Origin of the sequence: Pseudomonas sp. IzPS59, from assembly GCF_014863505.1 — a bacterium.
GTDB lineage: Bacteria > Pseudomonadota > Gammaproteobacteria > Pseudomonadales > Pseudomonadaceae > Aquipseudomonas > Aquipseudomonas kribbensis.
Genome location: NZ_CP062251.1, coordinates 3,109,398 through 3,127,643, shown reverse-complemented (window position 1 = coordinate 3,127,643; position 18,246 = coordinate 3,109,398). Strand labels below are relative to the sequence as shown.

Sequence of the window (18,246 nt, the reverse complement as noted above, 5' to 3'; positions counted from 1 at the left end):
TTGTTCTTTTTTACACTCGACGGACAGAAGGATACTGAATCACCTGAGCACTTCGCGTGTACCGAAAGTAATTCGTCGGCATCTGGTCCGGGAGATTGGTTGGTGATAAGGATCGTAGAAGTAGAACAAGTGCTGCGGGAGCAAGTGTCCCCCCTTAGGCTGATGAGCTTGCAGGCGTTAAACCCAGCCCGCGAACCCTATAGGGCCATCCTTCTCCAACCTACCGGTGTGATTGAAGCCAACGAACAGCGTATTGGCCATGCGGACAGGGAGCTTGGGCATGCCCTTTGTAGCAGCTTTCTCGAATCTGCCGTTCAACAGCATGCGGATCTGGTAGTCGCCCCCGAATACTGTGTCCCCTGGACTGTCGTAGAGGAAATAGTTGCCGGACGTTATCAACCGCGACACGGCTCTATATGGGTGCTTGGATGCGAGAGCATTTCCCCGAATGCTTTGCGGGACTTGGAAAATCGTTTTCAGGGTGCAGACCATTGCGTATTTCTTCACGAGCGGCTCGATCCAAGACAGGAGGCGCAACGCCGTTATGTCGATACACTGCTCTACGTCTTCTGGGCTCATGACCATAATGGTCAATCCGTGTTGGTGCTTTTGGCACAATTCAAGACTGTCGCCTGTCGAGACTCTCTGGATGTAGAGCAAACCTCGTTGTGCTTAGGGCAAGCGGTGTACGTCTTCAATCGTGCAGTCGGAAACATGTGCCTTGCCTCCATCATATGTTCCGACGCCTTCGATTTCACGGAGCACGTAGATCACCTCCATACCAATTGTCTTCTGATCCATATCCAGCTCAATCCCAAGCCTGCACATGCTGATTACGCAAGCTATCGCACCAGACTTTGTTCTGTTGGATCGAACAGTCACGTAGAGCTTTTGTGCTTGAATTGGGCTCAAAACGTCAAGGAAGTCAAAGGTGGAGGGAGGTTTTCTGAATGGAACAACGTTGCAGGATCGGCTTGGTATGCTCCTCCGGCTAAGTTCAGCGCCGATGATGGTCTGATCGATGCTCTGCATCGTGGTGGTTTGTACTACTGCCTGCTGGATCAACGTTGGCATGCCTTCTTCCTTAACTACGAAGGACAGGTCATTCTTCTGCAAAAGCAGAAGCTCCTGTTTCCGGGTGAGCAAGCACTGGTTACAAAGAACTTCATCCAGGTTGAAGAGCGCTGGACCTGGAACGCGGACACCAGCAATTGGGTGCCGGGCGCCGTCGCAAATGACGGTTTTGCCGAAGCGCTGGCGGGGTACCGGTCGATCAGTGCAGATTTACTTCGAGCATCTACGGCCAGCCCACTTGCAGTGGAGCGTGCAATTGAGATTCTCATGGGGCCTCGAGGCAAACCAACCACGTGGTACACCACTAAGGAATTGGATGCTCTGCGCCTCGATAGGGATGAAGAATCCATTCGCCGCGTAACAGTCCATCAAGATAAGGACGTGAACCGGCCTGGAGTGTCATATCGCACTCAAAGATTGCAGCGCGCACACGACGCAATTGGGCTTGCCCAGTCTGCCGTTCCCTGGCCGGCGGCGGTTCGTGACTTGGCCCAAGGTTTCAAATTCTCGTGGCGCCGACAAGCTCCGCATCACAACATTGAACCCACCGCCGGTGGCTTCGGTTCTGCGGCACTTGTCTACCTCTCTGACCAAGCGAACGATGCGGCCATCGAAAGCGCACACCAGATGCTTCGCTCAGCCCTCATCGCGCAAGCGGCCGATAAGGCCATAAAAGCAGATTTGAGCGCCGAAGAAATTAGCAATGCCATCGTACGTGCCCAAGACAGGATATGTGTCGTGTTCCGCAGGGACAATCAATACGGCGCTAGAGGCCCTGAGGGGATGAATCTCATCGACACACCCGCCAGCGCGTCTCCGGTGGATTTTTCAGAGGACAGAGAATGATCAATGCGCAACGTGTTGAGGCAATGCTCAAGGACCGATACCCTGATCTTGAGCATGTCGGAAATGGCGTATTTCGAGGTATTGACCGTTTTGGTAAGCGTGACTATGCCGTGCGCTACTTCGATCTGAATGATCAGCTAGCGCAAGCTGCGGTCTCTCTCAAGAGTTACCAGGAAGACGTTCTCTCCGGGATGTACTTTTCGAGTGATGTCTCGACGGATCTGCGCTGGAACCATTATCTGTACTTCGTCACCAGTGAAGAAGAGGCCCACGGTGGTGAGTTCGGTCGGCTGAAAGCAACGATCGAAGCAGATCGGGAATATGCTCGAAAGCGAGTCATTCAAGAAGATGAGATCGCTCCACTGCTTGCAGATGCAGGTACACCGCAGGCTGTCAGAACCATGCCTATCGACCTCGCGACAATATGGTCGGAGGTGCTATCCCAGCATAAGCTGAACTTCATCCTTGACAGCGATATCACGGTGCCCGAGGCGGTACGCAGAATTGTCGCTGGTGCAACCGACACGGTGGGGAAGACCGTTTCTCCGGTTTCCCTGCTTTCCGGCGAACAGGCCGCAGTCGATAATTTTATCCAGAGCCTGACCATCACAGGTTTTCGCTCTCACCCTGAGCAAAAGGTTCATGAGCTTGGCCGAGTCAATCTGATAGTCGGCAGTAACGGAGTTGGAAAAACCTCACTTCTCGAAGCAATTGAGTTCGCTTATTGCGGAACAAATCGTCGGGAATCTCCCGTTCTCCCGAAAACATCTGTGGTGCTGGATTTTGGGGATACGGGAGAAAAGCTGAATTCGACCACGAATACGACGCGCCTGCGTGCGCGACACTCAAGCTGGTACGCCAAAACCGACCTAAAGAACGCCACTATTCAGTACAGCTTTGCGAAGTTCAACTTTCTCGATACCGACGCAGCCGTCGAGCTCAGCGTTACTTCGAGTTCGGATCAAATTGGTGAAGACGTAACTCGGTTGGTGCTCGGCGCCGCGTCAGAACAGCTTGGGGATCGGCTGCGCCGCGTCCTTACGCAGTTGCAGGACGGACTGAAGGGTTTAAACCGAGAAAATGTTACAAATCAGCGGTTAAAAGAGTCATCTCAAAAGCGCCTGGACTACCTCAAAACAATCCCCAAACTGTCTGACAGTTTGTTCCTGGAGTTGCTGACAGCGACCCGAGCGTCGGGCTGGATTCAGCCACCGGCAGAAAAGGGGCAGCTCGACGCGTTCAGGGATGAACTTCAAAAGGCCACATCCGCATTCGTACTTATCCGGCGATCATCGATCGATGTACTTCACAGTAATTTCAGTGACGCTCAACTGATCCTCGCAAGCTTGGAGGACGAGGCTAGAAAAGCAGAAGCACTAGATCAGCGCGCCCATGCCGCTCGGTTGGCGCAATCGAATGCGAACAGGGAAGCGCAGGCCGCCGTGGAGTCGATCGCTGTAACAGAGTCACTACTACCGTATGCTCGCACTGACTTTTCACGTTTGACTCAAGAGACACAGGATCTTCAAGAGCGTGTGCGTGCTTCGAGCGCGAGGTTAGCCAACATCGCCAGCCTCATAGATATGCAGCCGATCCAGACGTACCTGAGCCAGCCACTGGCAGCCGTGATTGCTTCGGTAACCGGTCAAGTAGAGGAGTCCGAGCGCCGACTTGAATCAGCGCGATTGTCTCTTCAGACTTTTGAAAAAAGCCAAAGCGCCATGACTGTATTGAAGCAGCGACTTCTGGTAGCTGCCCAAGAGTTACTACTAGTTCAGGTTGATCCGAACCATTGCCCGCTGTGCAAAACAGAGTTTGAGGAAGGTCAGTTACTTGCCCGCATGATGTCTGATATTGAAGGCAGCACATCGGAGCATGCAGCGATGTTGCAAGCGACGATCACGTTCGAAAGCGAGGAGCTGGCTAAAGCTAAAGTGATGATGGCGACTCTGATTCCAGTGAAATCGTTTGTCGGTCATTCTGATCTGCTCATCACCGTTGAAGAGGCTATCCGGCTGATCGATGAGGAAAAAAGGACGTTGGAGCAAGACCGGTACGAGCTTGATGCCTGTCTATCGAAAATCAAAAACCTCTCGGCAGAAGGTCTTTCTAGTGAAGATCTTTCCCGGAAATTACTGATCGCAGGACTAACTGAGTTAACGTCTCTCGATTCGTTGCTCCAAGTGCAGGCTGACAAGAAGGAATTGCTAAGTGCCACTCAGGCTTCCTCCGCTTCCGCGATTGAGGAGTTGAATGAGATAAGGCAAGAAAGTGAAGCCTTGGCCGCACGCTTATCGATTGAAGTGCTAGACGATACTGAGCAGTTCGCCCAGGCTGTCAAAAAGCAGTTTCAGGATCTGGATGCTGCTTTGGGTGCTCGACAGACCCTAACCTCGATCCTAGCAATCGATACTGAATCGACCACCGAACAGGTTGGTATCAACCTTGCCACAATGCGGCAAATGCTTATCAACGTCGCCACAGCGGAAGCTGTGGAGACCTCAAACGATACGGAATTCAATCAAGAGGCGTCGACTATCGCTGATCTCGAAGCCAAGATCGGCAAATTGGACACGCAGATAAAGCGTGCAGTTGAAGCCGACGCAGTACTGGGGGAACTTGCACAGCAGCGTTCTAGTGGGGAATTGACAAACCAGATTTTGACTGAAAATGCTGCGGAGATCGCCCGCACCTTTGCAAGCATCCACATGCCCAACGAATTTGAGCTTAAAACCGATCAAGGCAAGCTTGCAATTATTCGCAGGAGCAACGGCGCAGAGGTTCAGCTTCACCAAATGAGTACCGGCCAGCGGGCTGCCTTCGCCTTGTCGTTGTTCTTGGCAATGAATGGCCGCCTGCAGTCAGGGCCACCCATTTTGCTCTTCGATGATCCGGTGGCACACATCGACGATATCAACATGTTGTCATTCCTTGATCATCTGCGAGATCTGGCAATCAGCGGTTCTCGTCAAATTTTCTTCGCGACGGCGGACAACAAGCTTGCTGGGCTGTTTCGTCACAAATTCCGATTCTTGGAGGACGACTTTAAGGAACTGCGGCTATCGCGAGCTTCGTGAAGATGAGCAAGCGAGAGTCGCTCTAGCCGTCTTGCTAATCAGTGATGAGCATTGGAGCTGGGCGACGCTGCCAGCCACGTAGTCGGAATCGCTGGCCGCGTTTACCGGGTAGATTCGGCATAAAGTTAAGGCAAATATTTTTTTGCCTTAACTTCCTTTTTTTACGCTTAGCACAAAAATTTGTTTGCTTGGCTCAGACGGCCTCTTTTGGCCGATAGTGGACATTCGCAACGTGCAACTTGGTCTTGAAACCCACCTTGATCGGAGGGCTGACTGACGGTACTCATGTCAGTAATCAGCGTTTTACACAGCCGCGTTTAAAGCAACCTGCCGTAACTTCCCCAAGGCTACAACGCCTTGCGTCATTGCCTACGACTACGCCAGAATCCGCCGTCTTGTGCGTCTACACTGCGGGTTTTATCGTTCCTGGGTCACTGAAAAACAGTGATCGGGTTTGGTAGCCCGAGACAAACACAAGATGCAGAGCACACCATTGCGGCGTTCAATCGCCCCGGTTTTATGGTGGCCATGCACAGGGCACTTTCGAGTGCGCCGGTCTCCTTGTGTCCCGGTCTACCAACCTGCGTATGGCCACCACCCATCGTTTGGTAGCGAGTGGGTGATGGCTCCTGATGACGACACAAGGAGTTACACCATGATCAAACCAACACCCAACCCACCCGAAACCGACCCAACCTCCCCTTACGAATTTCCCGATTCGAAGAAATTCCACGACGCCGCCGAGCGTGCTCTGGATCACTACCTCTCCCCGTCTTCCCGGGTGATGTCGTGCTGCGTCGATCCCGAGCCGATGTTCCGGGCCAATCCCAAGTACAACACTGAATCCCTGCTGGCCAATGCCAGCGAATCCCTGGGTTCGGCCACCGAGATGTTGAATAACTTTGCGTCCACGCTCGAACCCTCGCATCGCAAGACGGCGTTGGGGATTGCGCAGGTGGTGATGGTCGCCGGGTTGGCGGTGAATCAGGCGCTGGATCACGTCGAAGTGGCGTAAGCGGTCGGTGGCTGTAGAAGCGGTCGATGGCTGCTTCTACAGCTGTTCACTCAAACCAGTACGGCAAAAACTTCGGCGCAGGCTCGATCAACAGGTGACCGGATTGAAGAAAAACATATCCGGAATCAAAAACGCCCCGAGCCCGAACGACAGGACGAAGCGATCTCCGTCCTGACTCGTCCCTCAGCGTTACACCTGATCAACGTTGCGCGCAGCGACGGCAACGGTGGTCGGTGAGTCGGAAAGCTTGATGAAGCGGCGAGTGGCGCCATCCAGCGCATCGATGCAGCCTGCCTCGATGTCGTAGACCCAGCCATGCAGGTTCAAACGCCCCTGCTCGAGCGCCAGTGCCACCGATGGGTGAGTGCGCAGATTCGCCAGTTGTGCGATCACGTTTTCACGCACGAGGCCATCGAGCTTGTCACGCGGCGTATCGAATTCATGCGCGGCGTTGATCGCTTTCGCGGCGTCCGAGTGGCGAAGCCAGTTCGCTACGGCCGGAAGATGATCCAGACAGGTGCAGCGTGAAATCGCGCCCATGGCCCCGCAATCCGAGTGGCCGCAGATCACGATGTCCTTAACGCCGAGCACGGCAACCGCATATTCAACGGTGGCCGAAACACCACCCGGTTCAGGGCCGTACGACGGCACGATGTTGCCGGCGTTGCGGATCACGAACAGCTCGCCCGGTTCGCGCTGTGTGAGGAGTTCAGGTACTACACGGCTGTCCGAGCAGGTGACGAACAACGCCTTGGGGTTCTGTTCTGTTGCGAGCTGCTTGAAAAGCTCGACACGTTGCGGATAGACCTCGCGCTGGAAACGCAGAAAGCCATCAATGATGTCACGCATGGAATCCTCCAAATCAAAATGCCGGATACCGACACGAGCACTCGACATGCCCTCGCGCCGCAATGGTGGTCATTATTGCAGACCTCGCGCGCATTGGATGTATTCAATCAATGGCGGTCGGTGGATTGAGTCGAGGCGTTGGGTATCGATTCAAATCACGAAACCTTTGCCCGTTGCTGCACAGTGTGCACGTATGAACTGCAACCATCCCCACTAGTGCTTCCCGTGCACGTGATTAAACTCTCCCCACCATCAACTCAAGGGAGCGTTCAACATGGTCACCACCGCCGTCATCAACCAAACCGGTGAGCCTCGGATCATTCAGTTCGAGCACACCGAGGTGCGGGCACCAGGCCCCGACGAGGTCTGGCTGGAGCAGTTCGCCATTGGTGTCAATCCGCTCGATTTGAGCCAACGTTCCGGTGCTGTGCCGTTGGCGCTGCCTTCCGGTTTGGGGCTTGAAGGTGCCGGACGGGTCGTGGCAACAGGGGCCGATGTGACGAATGTGGTGGTCGGCGACCGGGTCGCCTATGCCACTGGCCCCATCGGGGCTTATGCCGGCGCCCGCCTCTATCCGGCCAATCGGCTGGTGAAGATCCCCGACAGCCTGAGCTTCGAGGACGCTGCAGCCTCGTTGTTCAAGGGCATCACCGCGCAGTATTTGCTCAAGTCCACTTACCCCGTCGGGCCGGGTTCGACGGTGCTGATCTACGGCGCAGCAGGTGCACTGGGACAAATCATGGTGCCGTGGGCCAGGCATTTGGGGGCGTTTGTGATAGGGGTGGTGTCCCGCGCTGAAAGTGTCGAGCAAGCCAGGTTGGCGGGGTGTGATGAGGTGCTGGTGTTCGATGCAGCGACGCTGGCCGACAAGGTGATCGACATTACGCGAGGCAGGAAAGTGGATGTCGTGTACGACCCGATTGGCCGGGTGTCTTTCGAGGCATCGTTGAACTGCCTGCGCCCACGCGGATTGCTGGTGTCGTTCGGCATGTCGTCGGGCGCGCCGATGCCAGTGGAGATCAGTACTCTGAATGCCAAGGGTTCGCTGTTCCTGACCCGACCCTCCCTTGCCGCCCACACCGCTACGCCGGAGGAATACCAGCAGCGCGCAAAAGACGTGTTGCAAGCCATTGACGCCGGTATCATCCGGCCCAACGTCGGGCGTCGTTATCCGCTGTCGGAGGCTGCCCAGGCCCACGCCGACTTGCACCGGGGCGGTCTATCGGGTGCAGTTGTGCTGGTGCCTTGAGTTTTTTACCGCGTCATTCACGAGGGTTGCCGCTGCATGGATCTGTTCGATAGCCGTCAGGCTGATGAGGTCGCCACCCTGCTGGCCCTGTCCGAGCACGGCTCGTTTGCAGCAGCGGGTCGAATGTTGCAGCGCCATCCCTCGGTGCTTTCGAAACGCCTTGGCGCTCTGGAGTCGCGGCTGGGGGTACGGCTGGTCGAGCGTACTACCCGGCAATTGCGCTTCACTGATGAAGGGCAACGTCTGGTGGCCCGGTTCGGGCATGCGGTCAGTCTGATCGCCGAAGCGGAGCAGGATGCCCGCGAGGGCGCTGCCGAAATTCGCGGGCGTTTGCGCATTGCTCTGCCGGCTGCCATGGGACGGCTGTGGTTGGGCGACATCGTTTCAGCCTTCGCCCTGGCACATTCAAATGTGGCGCTTGAAGTTGAATACGCCGAGCGCTTCGTCGATATCGTCGCTGAGGGCTTCGACGCAGCGATCCGTATCGGCGAGCTGGCAGACAATCGACTGGTGGCGAAAAAACTTTGCGATCACCGCCGGATCCTGTGTGCCGCGCCCTCCTACCTTCAACAGCACGGCGAACCGAAAACACCGACTGATCTCGCCGCCCATCATTGTCTGGGATTCACCGGTTTGCATTCGTACCCCGAGTGGAAACTGACACGTGCCGGGGAGAAAATCGCCATTCGGGTGCCGAGCCGTCTGGTGAGCAACGACAATGAAGCACAGCTGTGTGCCGCTCGCATGGGGGTGGGGATTCTGGCCGGTGGTGACTGGTTGATGACCAAAGACCTGCGCGAGGGACGTCTGGTGCGGGTGCTACCCGAATGGCAGCTGGATACCGACGCGGGGGTATATCTGGTGCGGCCGTCGGCGCGGTTCAACACGGCGACAACTACGGCGTTCAAGGACTGGATCGAGAGAGCATTTGCCGAAGGTGCACCCTGGCGGACATGACAAAGCCTGCGCCGAAATAGCGAGAACTCTACGAAAACTCAGGCAGGCCGCGGTTCCGGGGGAATTTCAACTGGTCGGGTACAGGCCTTTTCCTGCACAATCCCTCGCATTGAAATTCGCTCCGAGACCCACTGATGTCCCTGACTCCCCAAGACGAACGACTCATCAAGGCACTGGCCCTGGCCATCGTTGATCGTCCACGCGCGACGCTCAAGGAACTGGCTGAAGCCGCCGGCGTCAGCAAGGCGACGCTGCACCGTTTCTGCGGCACCCGTGACAATCTGGTGCAGATCATGGAAAGCCACGGTGAGACCGTTCTGAACCAGATCACCACCACGACCGACCTGTTGAATGGCGATCCGGTGCAAGCCCTGCGCGGCTTGGTCAATGAGCATCTGGCACATCGTGAAATGCTGGTTTTCCTGCTCTTTCAGTATCGCCCCGACACGTTCACGGACACCGATGAAGGCAAGCGCTGGCAGTTTTACCTCGATGCCCTCGATGCCTTTTTTCTGCGCGGCCAGCAATTGGGCGCGTTCCGTATCGATATCACGGCGGCGGTCTTCACCGAGCTGTTCCTGACCATGATCTTCGCCATGGTCGATGCCGAGCGCCGTGGGCGTGCCGCCAGTGCCAACTCGGCCAATGTGGTGGAACAGATGTTCCTGCATGGCGCTGCCAATCCCGCCCGTCCTCAATAACGTTCCGCCAGGCAAAAAAAGCCCCGCGACCTTTCGGTTCACGGGGCTGAATGGCTGGACGTGCCAACCCAAAGGAGCTGTTGTCAGGACTTGTCCGGCGACCAGCCTCCACCCAGCGAGCGGAACAGATCGACCAGGGCAATCTGCCGCTGAGTGCTGACTTCAATAAACGCCGTTTCGTTGACGAAACTGGTGCGCTGGGCATCGAGGTAACGCAGGTGACTGTCGATGCCACCTTCATAACGTGCCTTGGCCAGTTTCAGGGTTTCGCTGCTGGTGTTGGCCAATGCGCGTCGCGCCGCCTCTTCCCGGCGCAAGGTATCGGTGGCGACCAGTGCATCGGCGACCTCGCGAAACGCCGTCTGAATCGTGCCCTCATAAGCCGCCACCGCCGAGTCCTTGCGCGCTTCGGCCAGGCTCAGGCCGGCACTGTTGCGCCCGGCGTCGAACAACGGCAGCGACAGGTTCGGCACAAAACTCCAGGACCGCGAGCCGCCGTCAAACAAACCGGACATCTGCGCGCTGGACGTGCCGAAGCTGCCGGTCAGGCTGATACGCGGAAAGAACGCCGCCCGTGCCGCCCCGATGTCGGCATTGCGCGCCTGCAATCGATGCTCGGCGGCGAGAATGTCCGGACGGCGTTCGATCAAGGTCGAGGTGGTGTCGGGCGCAATGTCCTGAACCAGCATTGGCTCCGTCGACAGCCGTTCAGGAATCGACTTCGCCGCATCCTTGGTGCCGAGCAACAACACCAGCGCGTTGAAGGCCTGCTGTTTCTGCCGCAGATTGCTTTCCTGTTCGGCGCGTGATTGCTCCACCAGCCCTAACGCTTCCTGATAGTCCAGCGCGGTAGCCGTACCGTTCGAGCGGCGCTGGCTGATCAGCGCGAAGGAATACTCGCGACTGATCAAGGTTTGTTGCGTCAGATCCAGACGACGCTGGGCGCCATCGTGAATCAGATACGCCTGGCTGACTTCGGCGATCAGGGCGATCTGCGCGGCGCGGGCCGCCTCTTCGGTGGCCAGGTACTCCTGCAACGCAGAGTCAGTGAGGCTCTTCATCCGGCCAAACAGATCCAGTTCGTATTCCGGCAGCGACACGCCGACCTGATAACTGCTGGCAACGCCTGCCTGGCCGTTGCTGGCCAGATCCGCTGGCAAGCGTTGACGATTGCCGGATGCGCCGGCATTCAAGCCCGGCACCCGGTCCGCCCGCTGAATGCGGTATTGCGCCCGGGCCTGTTCGATGTCCAGAAGCGTCTGGCGCAGTGAGCGGTTGTTATCCAGGGCGATCACCACCAGGCGGCGCAGTTCGGGGTCGACGATAAACGTCTGCCACGCCAGTTGATTGATCGGACTGCCCTGCTTCGTCGTCTCTCCCGCCCAGTGCTCCGCAACCGGCGCTACTGGACGTTCATAAGTCGGTGCCAGCGAGCAACCGCCCAACAGCAGGGCGATCACCAGCGTAGAGAAAGCTGAAATACGCATGGAATCACTCCTGAACCAAAGCGGGTTGTTCGACAGGCGAGGGTTTGCTGCGCAACCGCGACAGCACCCAGACAAAACAGATCGGTACGAACAGCACACCCAGCAACGTCGCGCTGAGCATCCCGCCGATCACACCGGTACCGATGGCACGCTGACTCGCCGCCCCTGCCCCGGTGGCCAATGCCAGCGGCACTACACCGAGGATGAAGGCCATGGAAGTCATGACGATCGGACGGAAGCGCAGCCGTGCGGCCTCGATGGCGGCGTCACGCAGGCTGTAGCCCTTCTCCCACAGTTCCTTGGCGAACTCGACGATAAGAATCGCGTTCTTCGCCGCCAGACCGATGATGGTGATCAGGCCCACCTTGAAATACACGTCGTTGGGCATGCCGGCGACCATCACTGCGAGCACTGCGCCGATGGCACCAATCGGCACGATCAGCATTACCGTCAACGGAATCGCCCAGCTCTCGTAGAGCGCCACCAGCAACAGGAACACCACCAGGATCGCCAGCGCGAACAGCTGGGTCGCCTGACCACTGGAAACCTTTTCCTGATACGACAGCCCCGTCCACTCGTAGCTGAAACCGGCCGGCAATTGCGCGGCGATTCGCTCCATTTCCGCCATGGCTTCACCGGTGCTGTAACCCGGCCCGGCGTCACCGACAATGCGGATCGACGGATAACCGTTGTAGCGCACCAGTTGCACCGGGCCTTCCTCCCAATGCGTGGTGACGAAGGCGCTCAGCGGCACCAGATTGCCGGCGCTGTTGTGCACGTACAGTTTGAGCACGCTTTCCGGGGTCATCCGGTCGCCCTGCTCGGCCTGCACCACCACTCGTTGCTGACGGCCAGAGTTGGTGAAGTCGTTGATCACTTCGGAACCGAACGCGGCGGACAACGCACTGCTGATGGACTCGAAACTCACGCCCAGGGTGCGCGCCTTGTCACGGTCGATCACTACGCGCAATTGCGGCGATTCAGCCAGGCCTTCCATCATGGCGTAGAGGATTTTCGGGTTGCCGTTGGCTTGACCGAGCACCTGGTCACGGGCGGCGAGCAAGGCTTCGCGACCGAGGCCGCCGCGATCCTGCAGACGCAGCGCGAAACCGCCGGAGTTGCCCAGGCCGTCAATCGGTGGCGGTGGCACCGCCATCACGGCGCCGTCGTTGGTCACGGCAAATTGTTCGTTCAGCGCCATGACCTCGGCCATCGCCGATTGATCTTCGCCGCGCAGCGACCAGTCCTTGAACACCGGGAATGCCAGCGCCGCGTTGTCGCCCATCCCGGAGAAGCTGAAGCCCGAAACCAGGAACATCGACTGCACCGCATCACGGGAGGCGAGATAGCGTTCCAGTTGTTCACCAGTGGCTTCGGTACGGGTACGGGTTGCGCCCGGCGGTAACTGGACGTCGACGATCATGTAGCCCTGGTCTTCCACCGGCACGAACGACTCCGGCAAACGCAGGTAGAAGTAACCGAGCATCGCGATAATGCCCACATACACCAGCATCATGCGGCCGGCACGAGCGACCAGTCCGTTGTTGAGGATCGAGTAACGCTCGGTGAGCCGCGCAAAGCCACGGTTGAAGGCGCCGAAGAAGCCGCGCTTTTCATGATGCCCCTGCGGAATCGGCTTGAGCAGCGTGGCGCACAGCGCCGGCGTAAACGTCAGCGCGAGGAAGCCCGAGAACAGGATCGACACCGCCAGCGACACCGAGAACTGTTGGTAAATCACACCCACCGATCCGGACATGAACGCCAGCGGCATGAACACCGCCGACAGCACCAAGGTGATACCGATGATCGCGCCGGATACCTGCCCCATGGCCTTGATCGTCGCGTCGACCGGCGACAACCCTTCCTCGGCCATGATCCGCTCGACGTTTTCCACCACCACGATGGCGTCATCTACCAGAATGCCGATGGCGAGGACCATGCCGAACATGGTCATCATGTTCACCGAGAAGCCCAGCAGGTTCATCATCACCAGCGTACCGAGCAGACACACCGGCACCACAATCGACGGAATCAGCGTGTAGCGGATGTTCTGCAGGAACAGGAACATCACCAGGAATACCAGCACCATCGCCTCGATCAGGGTGTGAATCACCTTCTCGATGGCGACGTCGACGAAACGCGAGGTGTCGTAGGGAACGGAATACTCCACGTCGTCCGGGAAGTACGCCGACAGTTCGGCCAGGCGTTCCTTGACGGCGGTTGCGGTCTGGATTGCGTTGGCACCGGGCGACAACTGGATCGCCGCGGCCACGGCTGGCTTGCCGTTCAGACGCGAGTTGAAGTTGTAACTCTCCTGGCCGATTTCCACGCGGGCGACGTCACCCAGCTTGACCGTCGAGCCGTCCTCGTTGGCGCGCAGAACGATGCGTGCGAATTCTTCCGGATTATCCAGAGTGCCTTTCACTGCCAGCGTGGCGGTCAGCTCCTGTTGGCTGCTGGTTGGCGTGCTGCCGAAACTGCCGGCCGGCACCTGAACGTTCTGCCCGCGAATCGCGGTGCTCACGTCGTCGATGGACAGCCCGTAGCCCACCAGTTTCTGCGGGTCGAGCCAGATGCGCATCGCGGCTTCAGAGGAGAAGAATTGCAGCTTGCCGACGCCCGGCACCCGACGTAGTTCGTTATTGATGTTGCGCGCGGCGTAGTCGCCCAGCGCGGTCGTGTCGGTGTGTTGGGTGCCTTCCTTATAGTTGAGCGCATAGATCAGCAGGAAACCGGCACTGGCCTGCTCCACCTCCAGACCTTGGGTGAGAACCGCTTGTGGCATGCGCGACTCAGCCTTTTTCAGGCGGTTTTGCACGTCGACCTGAGCGAGCTGCGGATCAGTGCCCGGCTGGAACGTCACCGCAATTTCGGCGATGCCGTTGGAGTTGTTGGTGGACTCGAAATACAGCAGGTTTTTGGCACCGTTGAGCGACTCTTCGATCACGCTGGTGACCGAGTCCACCAGCACTTTCGCCGAGGCACCGGGATAGGTCGCCGTGACCTTGATCTGCGGCGGCGCAACGTCGGGATACTGCGCCACCGGCAGCATCGGGATGACCAGCAGGCCGGCCAGTGAGATGAACAACGCCACCACCCAGGCAAAGTTCGGGCGTTTGATGAAAAACTTGGACATCGGGAAATCCTCGCGGCGACGGCGCCCTTATTGTTTCGACTCGGACGACTGAGCCACGGCCTGAGACTGACCCGGTACGACCTTGGCCCCCGGTTGCAGTCCGGCAAGACCACCGACGATCACTTGATCGCCCGCCTTCAAGCCCTCACTGATCTGCCAGCGCGAACCCTGCATGGCGCCGGTGACCACACTGCGCGCTTCGACCCGCTCGTCTGCGCCGACCACCATCACCTGAGCAGTGCCATCACTGCCCCGTTGCACCGAGCGTTGCGGCACGAGAATGGCCTGGCTGTCGGTGCCCTGTGGCGTACGCACGCGGACATACATGCCCGGCAACAGCACGCCGTCGCTATTGGTGAATTTGCCGCGCAACGACACCTGCCCGGTGCCGCGATCCACGGCGACATCGGTAAACATCAGCGCACCCTGACGCTCGTAGTTGGTACCGTCGACGCGAATCGACAGTGCCTTGTTGTCGTCGGCGGAGAGTTTTCCGTCCTTGAGCGATTCGCGCAGACGCAGCGCGTCGGCAGCCGATTGGGTGAAGTCGACATACACCGGATCCAGTTGCTGAATCCGCGCCATCAACGTCGCGTCCCCCTGCCCGACCAACGCTCCTTCAGTGACCAGCGCACGGCCGACGCGGCCGGAAATCGGCGCGGTTACCGAGGCATAACCGAGGTTCAGCCGGGCGCTTTGCAGATCGGCCTGAGCCGAACGCGTAGCTGCCTGAGCGCTGCGCAGATCCGCCATGGCGCTGTCGAAATCCTGTTGGCTGACCGCCTCGATCTTCACCAGCGGTTCATAACGCTTGACCCGAGCCTGAGCCTCAAGCGCAACGGACTGGGCGCGGGCCAGTTCACCTTCGGCCCGGGACAGCGCCGCTTTGAGCGGTGCCGGGTCGATCTGGAACAACAGATCCCCGGCCTTCACATCCGCGCCTTCTTCAAAACGCTTCTGCATCACGATGCCCGGTACCCGTGCGCGCACTTCCGCGACGCGCATCGGTTCCACCCTGCCCGGCAGCTCCGACGTCAGCGCCAAAGGCTCGGTCTTCACCGCCACCACTTCTACCGGGCGCGCCACTTCCGCCACCGCCGCTTGTTCACTTGCCGGCCCACACCCGGCCAACGCAATGGCGACTGCCAGCGAACCCGCCATTCCTACCGCACGCAAATTGCCCATAACTCACCCAAGGCTTGATCGAATTTGGCGCGAATGCTACGTTTCAAATCCTAATGAGTCAATTATGTCTCATGTGGGTATTTTGTGAATCTTATATGAACACCGCTCAAGGCCTCTGATGAACTCGATTTCCCATGATGAACAGCTGCTCAAGTCGCTGACCCTGGCCGTGGCCAACCGGCCGCGGGCGACGATGAAGGAACTGGCGCAACAGGCAGGCGTGAGCAAGGCCACCCTGCACCGCTACTGCGGAACACGGGAAAACCTGACAGCCAAACTGGAGGAACACGCCGAGGGCACGCTGAAGCTGATCATCGACAACGCCGACCTGCAGCAACTGGAACCGCTGGAGGCGCTGCGCCGATTGATCCGGGGACACCTCGCCCACCGCGAGCTGCTGGCCTTTCTGATGGCGCAATACCGCCCTGACTTCCTCGACCTGGAACAGGGTGGCAGGCGCTGGCTGTTTTATCTGGAGGCGCTGGACGGGTTCTTTTTGCGAGGCCAGCAGGCAGGGTTGTTTCGCATCGATATCACCGCGGCAATCTTTACCGAGCTGTTCATATCGCTGGTCTACGGACTGGTGGATGCCGAACTGCGCGGGCGCGCGGCCCACGCCGATTCGGCGCGGACGCTTGAACAAATGTTTTTGAATGGGGTGCTGGCTGCTCGGTGTCTTTCTTGATCAGCCAAACAATTTACGGATCTCGGAAACCACCTGCATCGTTGCGTCTTCGATCGTGCCTTCATTGCGGCACAAAACCCAGCCGTTATCGACAGCCGCTTGCTCGAACATCTCCGTACACGCGACATGCTCCGCGTGCCTCTGGATCACAGTACCGCCCAGTCCTCTGGACCGTGCCTTGGCCCTGGCCCATGAAATATCCGGCGCGGTGACGACGCCGACATGCAGGTCTGGCACCTGCACGTTTCGCTCGATGTTCAACCGGAGAATCTCTGCAAACGAGACAGTATGGCGAAACGCGGCGTCCGACGGATACCAGCGATCGATCAGGATAATGCTGCCCGGCGGTTGTTCAGTCAGCACATGCCGGGAGATCCAGCTACGGCTATCAGCAAAGCGCTGACACACAGACCACTCCAGATCCCGGGAGTGATTTCTGGCGAGTTCGTTGACGAGGGCCATGGTGGCACCCCGGTGCGGATCGCTTTTTCGCTCGCAAAGCCGGATGACTTTCTTGTTGTCGGCCCTCAGGACTGCCGTCACCGCTTCCAGTAATGTGGTTTTGCCGGTTCCTTTTGGCCCATCCAGAGAAACAAACAGCGGACGATTCATTTTTCACACAACGATTGAGGCATTGATGACCACTCTATCCTCATTTCTGCAATTCACTCAGCTCATCCGTGCCCTTTGCCTAAACTTGCTTCCCGATGATGTTCGCCAGACCTTTTGACTGCCAGGGAATCACAGAAGGAGTCACCCCATGTCAAAGCTATACCCCAGTATCGATCCTGAGGGGTTGGTCGAGTACTCCGTGGTCTACACCGACCGCTCGCTCAACCACATGTCGCAGTCATTTCAGGCGGTGATGAAGAATATTTCCAGGACCCTGAAACAGGTCTACAACGCTGAGGGCGTTGCGGTGGTTCCGGGCAGCGGCACCTTCGGCATGGAAGCGGTGGCACGACAGTTCGCCACCGGCCAGCAATGTCTGGTGATACGCAATGGCTGGTTCAGTTATCGCTGGAGCCAGATCCTTGAGACAGGCAATATCCCGGCGGCGACTACGGTGCTGAAAGCCCGACCGGTCGAAACGGGTCGCCAGGCGGCTTATGCCCCGCCGCCTCTGGACGAAGTCCTGGCAGCCATTCACACGCACAAGCCGCAGATTGTCTTTGCACCCCACGTTGAAACTTCTTCAGGGATTATCCTGCCCGACGATTACCTGCGGGCCGTCGGCGACGCTGTGCATGCGGTGGGAGGGCTGTTCGTGCTGGACTGCATCGCTTCCGGCACACTTTGGGTTGATATGCACAAATGCGCCGTCGACCTGCTGATCAGCGCACCGCAGAAAGGCTGGAGCGCCTCGCCTTGCTGCGCCCTGGTGATGTTCAGCTCCTTGGCCCTCGAGCGCATCGAGCACACGCAAAGCAGCAGTTTCGCCTGCGACTTGAAGAAGTGGCTGCAGATCATGCAGGCCTACGAACAGGGCGGACATGCCTACCATGCGACCATGCCCAGTGATTCCCTCGCGCGGTTCAACGACGTAATGAACGAGACCAAAGCCTACGGTTTCGAAAAGGTCCGCGGCGAACAACAGGTTCTGGGTGATCGGGTGCGCGCCATGTTGACCGGCAAAGGCTTCAAAAGCGTGGCCGCCGTCGGCTTTCAGGCCCCGGGCGTGGTGGTGAGCTACACCGATGATGCCGATATCAAAAACGGCAAGAAATTTGCCAGCCACGGCCTGCAGATCGCCGCCGGGGTGCCGCTGCAGTGCGATGAACCGGCCGACTTCCAGACCTTCCGTATCGGTCTGTTCGGACTGGAAAAGCTGCACAACATCGAGCGTACGGTCAGCACGCTTGAGCAGGCACTGGAAGAAGTGATGGTTAGCTAAGCTCTTATCTTGTCCGCAAATCCCGCTCCCGCCGATCCTGTTCGGCGGGAACCACCAGGCCGCGAGCAACCTGTCATAAATTCCATATCTG

At 58.2% G+C, this 18,246-nt stretch carries 13 protein-coding genes; 8 read left to right on the top strand and 5 right to left on the bottom strand.

Annotation, left to right across the window (positions count from 1 at the left end; translation table 11 throughout):
• The first annotated feature begins 102 nt into the window (after positions 1-102).
• From IF189_RS13905 to IF189_RS13895, 3 genes are all read left to right on the top strand, one after another.
• Positions 103-1,920, top strand: a complete 1,818-nt coding sequence (locus tag IF189_RS13905; RefSeq protein ID WP_225739964.1) for a hypothetical protein — start codon at positions 103-105, stop codon at positions 1,918-1,920.
• Complete coding sequence (locus IF189_RS13900; RefSeq protein ID WP_192553515.1) at positions 1,917-4,997, top strand: AAA family ATPase; 3,081 nt, start codon at positions 1,917-1,919, stop codon at positions 4,995-4,997. Before IF189_RS13905 ends, IF189_RS13900 begins: the two co-directional genes overlap by 4 nt.
• 655 nt (positions 4,998-5,652) lie before the next feature.
• Positions 5,653-6,012 (top strand): DUF6124 family protein, encoded by a 360-nt coding sequence (locus tag IF189_RS13895; RefSeq protein WP_085709846.1) that lies wholly within the window; start codon positions 5,653-5,655, stop codon positions 6,010-6,012.
• Between the two features lie 189 nt (positions 6,013-6,201).
• On the opposite strand, the gene IF189_RS13890 is transcribed toward IF189_RS13895, so the two are convergent.
• On the bottom strand, positions 6,202-6,861 hold the full coding sequence (locus IF189_RS13890; RefSeq protein ID WP_085709845.1) for a carbonic anhydrase: 660 nt from the start codon (positions 6,859-6,861) through the stop codon (positions 6,202-6,204).
• Between the two features lie 274 nt (positions 6,862-7,135).
• On the opposite strand from IF189_RS13890, the gene IF189_RS13885 reads away from it, so the two are divergent.
• The 3 genes from IF189_RS13885 (at position 7,136) to IF189_RS13875 (ending at position 9,768) form a co-directional block, all read left to right on the top strand.
• Complete coding sequence (locus tag IF189_RS13885) at positions 7,136-8,110, top strand: quinone oxidoreductase family protein (RefSeq protein ID WP_192553514.1); 975 nt, start codon at positions 7,136-7,138, stop codon at positions 8,108-8,110.
• A gap of 36 nt (positions 8,111-8,146) precedes the next feature.
• Positions 8,147-9,067, top strand: a complete 921-nt coding sequence (locus IF189_RS13880) for a LysR family transcriptional regulator (protein WP_192553513.1) — start codon at positions 8,147-8,149, stop codon at positions 9,065-9,067.
• Between the two features lie 134 nt (positions 9,068-9,201).
• Positions 9,202-9,768, top strand: coding sequence for a TetR/AcrR family transcriptional regulator (locus IF189_RS13875; protein WP_192553512.1), 567 nt, complete (start codon positions 9,202-9,204; stop codon positions 9,766-9,768).
• 83 nt (positions 9,769-9,851) lie between these two features.
• On the opposite strand, the gene IF189_RS13870 is transcribed toward IF189_RS13875, so the two are convergent.
• From IF189_RS13870 to IF189_RS13860, 3 genes are read right to left on the bottom strand one after another with little or no spacing between them, the layout of a single operon-like run.
• The gene (locus IF189_RS13870; RefSeq protein WP_192553511.1) at positions 9,852-11,255 is read right to left on the bottom strand and encodes an efflux transporter outer membrane subunit; all 1,404 of its coding nucleotides are present in this window, start codon (positions 11,253-11,255) and stop codon (positions 9,852-9,854) included.
• Positions 11,256-11,259: 4 nt separating this feature from the next.
• Positions 11,260-14,391 carry an efflux RND transporter permease subunit gene (locus tag IF189_RS13865; RefSeq protein ID WP_192553510.1) on the bottom strand — a complete coding sequence of 1,044 codons (3,132 nt, stop codon included), beginning with the start codon at positions 14,389-14,391 and terminating at the stop codon, positions 11,260-11,262.
• A 27-nt stretch (positions 14,392-14,418) separates the two neighbouring features.
• Entirely contained in the window at positions 14,419-15,576 is a 1,158-nt protein-coding gene (locus IF189_RS13860) for a MexC family multidrug efflux RND transporter periplasmic adaptor subunit (protein ID WP_192553509.1), read from the bottom strand.
• A 118-nt stretch (positions 15,577-15,694) separates the two neighbouring features.
• Between IF189_RS13860 and IF189_RS13855 the strand changes: the two genes are divergently transcribed.
• On the top strand, positions 15,695-16,261 hold the full coding sequence (locus IF189_RS13855; protein WP_192553508.1) for a TetR/AcrR family transcriptional regulator: 567 nt from the start codon (positions 15,695-15,697) through the stop codon (positions 16,259-16,261).
• On the opposite strand, the gene IF189_RS13850 is transcribed toward IF189_RS13855, so the two are convergent.
• Positions 16,262-16,873 carry a dTMP kinase gene (locus IF189_RS13850; RefSeq protein WP_192553507.1) on the bottom strand — a complete coding sequence of 204 codons (612 nt, stop codon included), beginning with the start codon at positions 16,871-16,873 and terminating at the stop codon, positions 16,262-16,264.
• Between the two features lie 148 nt (positions 16,874-17,021).
• Between IF189_RS13850 and IF189_RS13845 the strand changes: the two genes are divergently transcribed.
• Complete coding sequence (locus tag IF189_RS13845; RefSeq protein ID WP_192553506.1) at positions 17,022-18,155, top strand: aminotransferase class V-fold PLP-dependent enzyme; 1,134 nt, start codon at positions 17,022-17,024, stop codon at positions 18,153-18,155.
• Positions 18,156-18,246: the final 91 nt, after the last annotated feature.